Here is a 2,503-nt window from a genome sequence, read left to right on the forward strand (position 1 = left end):
CGCCGCCGAACTATTTTTGAGGAAAACCCCCGCACCTTTGGTGCGGGGGTTTTCTGCGTTTAGGGTCAGGGATATGCGCTACGACCTCATCCTCTTCGACAACGACGGCGTCCTGGTGGACAGTGAGCCCATCTCCAATCGGCATCTCGCCGCCTATCTGACCGAGCTGGGGCACCCGACGACCTACGAGGAGTCGATACGGGACTACATGGGCTCCGCCATGCACCGCGTGCACGACATCGTGCTGGAGCGGACCGGGGAGAGGCTGCCCGCGGACTTCGACGACGTCTTTCACGCAAGGGTGTTCGCGGCGTTCGAGGAGGAGCTGCGGCCCGTGGCCGGCGTCGAAGGGGTGCTGGAGAAGCTGACCGCCGACGGGGTGCCGTACTGCGTGGCATCTTCCGGGAGTCATGAGCGGATTCGGGTCGGGCACCGGGTGACCGGGTTGGACCGGTGGTTCGACGACGACCGCATCTTCAGCTCGCAGGACGTCGGCCGGGGCAAGCCCGCTCCCGACCTGTTCCTGTACGCGGCCGAGCGGATGGGGGTCGCGCCCGAGCGGTGCCTCGTCGTGGAGGACTCCCCGCTGGGCGTACGGGCGGCTCGGGCCGCCGGGATGGACGTGTACGGGTTCACCGCGATGACCCCGCCCGAGAAGCTGGCGGGCGCCACTCAACTCTTCTTCAGCATGGGCGAGTTGGCTGACCTGCTGGTGTGACGGTGGCCATCGGGCGGACCTGACGGATGTCATGCCGACCTCTGGACGTTCGTTTCTGCCGGCCGGGCCTCCTCGGCCGCCAAGCTGAGGGCATGACGAAGAACACGGGGAACCAGGTCCAGGACAGCCGGCACCAGGACCAGCACCGCCCGCCGAGCGCGCTGGAGAACTTCAAGCCGCTCCTCATCGACGTGGCGCTGCCGCTCGGCTCGTACTACGTCTTCAAGGAAGCCTTCGGGATGAGCACGTTCGCCGCGCTCGCCTGGAGCAGTGTCGGGCCCGCGCTGCGGACGGTGTGGAGCCTGGTACGGAAGCGGTCGGCCAATGGGCTCGCGTTGCTCATCCTGACCGTGAACGTGGTCGGCCTGGCGCTCAGCTTCGTCGCCGGGGACCCGCGGCTGATGCTCGCCAAGGACGGGGCGGTCAGCAGCACGGTCGCCCTCGGCATCCTGGTCTCCGTGGCACTGGGGCGGCCGATGATGACCGAGGGGATGAAGCCGTTCCTGGTGAAGGGGGACCCCGCCAGGGAGGGGGCCTGGCAGCGGCTCACCACCGGCGCGGCGGCCGGGTCCGCCGACTTCCGGAGCAAGGAGCGGTTGTTCTCCCTGGTGTGGGGCGGGGCGCTGCTCATCGAGTGCGTGACGCGTGTGGTGGGGGCGTACACCATTCCGGTCGACACCATGGTGTGGCTCGGTGGGGTGTTGATGGCCGTGGTGATGGTGGGGACCTTCGTGGTCAGCGGCGCGGTCGCGGTCGTGCCGATGGAGTACCTGCTGAGCGAGGAGACCGCCGTGAAGTCCGGTGACCCCGTGGAGCCCATGGGGCCGACCCAGGACAGCCGTTCCGAACTCGCCGCCGCTGTCTGACCCGACCCGCACCGGCCGAAGATGAACACAACTCGTCTTTGGCCGGATCTGTTCAGCGCACCGCCCAGGGCCCTACGCTCGCCGCCATGACTGACGTGCTGCGGCGGGGCAGGGCCTCGCTGGCGTTCGGTTTCTTCGTGCAAGGCGTCGCCTTCGCCATGCTGGTGACGCGCATCCCGGCCATGCAGGAGCGGTACGGGGTGTCCGACGGGCTGCTGCCGGTGTTCCTGGCGGCGGTGCCGATCCTGGCCGGAGTCGGCAGCGTGACGACCGAGCGGCTGGTGCGCCGGGTGCGGCCCAGCCGGCTGCTGCGCTGGTCCCAGCCCGTGGTGCTGCTGGCGCTGCTCGGTGTCGGTGCCGGGGATCAAGTGGCCGAACTGGCCGTCGTCCTCGGGGTGTTCGGGCTGTCCGTGGGGATGCTGGACGCCTCCATGAACATGCTCGGGGTGAGCCTGCAGCGGGCGTACGGGCGCAGCATCATGCTCAGCTTCCACGCGGCGTACAGCCTGGGCGGAATCCTCGGGGCGTCGCTCGCCTGGGTGGGCGCGCACGAGGAGTTGACGCTGTGGATGTCCTATCTCCCGGTCGTGATCGTGCTGTTGCCGGCCGTGCTGGTGGGGAGCCGTTGGTATGTCGACGGCGAGGCGGAGCCGGCGGAGGCGGGCGAGACCAAGGGGGTCGCCTTCCGGCTGCTGCTGCCGCTGTGTCTGGTGATGACGTTCGCGTACATCGGGGACTCGACGGTCTCCAACTGGAGCGCGAAGTACGTCAAGGACGTGCTGGGCGGGTCGGAGCAGTTGGCGACCGTTCCCTACAACGTGTACATGGTGACCACGCTGGTGGGGCGGGCCGTCGGGGATCTCGGGGTGCGGCGGTTCGGGGCCGTGGCGGTGGTGCGGCTGGGGGCGCTGGTGGCTGC

Annotated in this window: 3 protein-coding genes; all 3 read left to right on the forward strand. The window is 69.0% G+C overall.

The window, feature by feature from the left end:
- Window positions 1–73 precede the first annotated feature (73 nt).
- Window positions 74–718 carry an HAD family hydrolase gene (locus CCN33_RS22325; protein ID WP_086695314.1) on the forward strand — a complete coding sequence of 215 codons (645 nt, stop codon included), beginning with the start codon at window positions 74–76 and terminating at the stop codon, window positions 716–718.
- Window positions 719–810: 92 nt separating this feature from the next.
- Complete coding sequence (locus CCN33_RS22330) at window positions 811–1,584, forward strand: VC0807 family protein (protein WP_086695315.1); 774 nt, start codon at window positions 811–813, stop codon at window positions 1,582–1,584.
- 86 nt (window positions 1,585–1,670) lie between these two features.
- Window positions 1,671–2,503 (forward strand): MFS transporter (locus CCN33_RS22335; protein ID WP_341866589.1); only part of this gene is annotated, 833 nt, incomplete at its 3' end.

The organism is Streptomyces recifensis, assembly GCF_002154615.1.
Classification (GTDB): domain Bacteria; phylum Actinomycetota; class Actinomycetes; order Streptomycetales; family Streptomycetaceae; genus Streptomyces; species Streptomyces griseoluteus.

Excerpts from the sequence above, each read along its gene's own strand:
- CCN33_RS22325 (WP_086695314.1), top strand. The coding sequence starts at position 74 with ATGCGCTACGACCTCATCCTCTTCGACAACGACGGCGTCCTGGTGGAC.
- CCN33_RS22330 (WP_086695315.1), top strand. The coding sequence starts at position 811 with ATGACGAAGAACACGGGGAACCAGGTCCAGGACAGCCGGCACCAGGAC.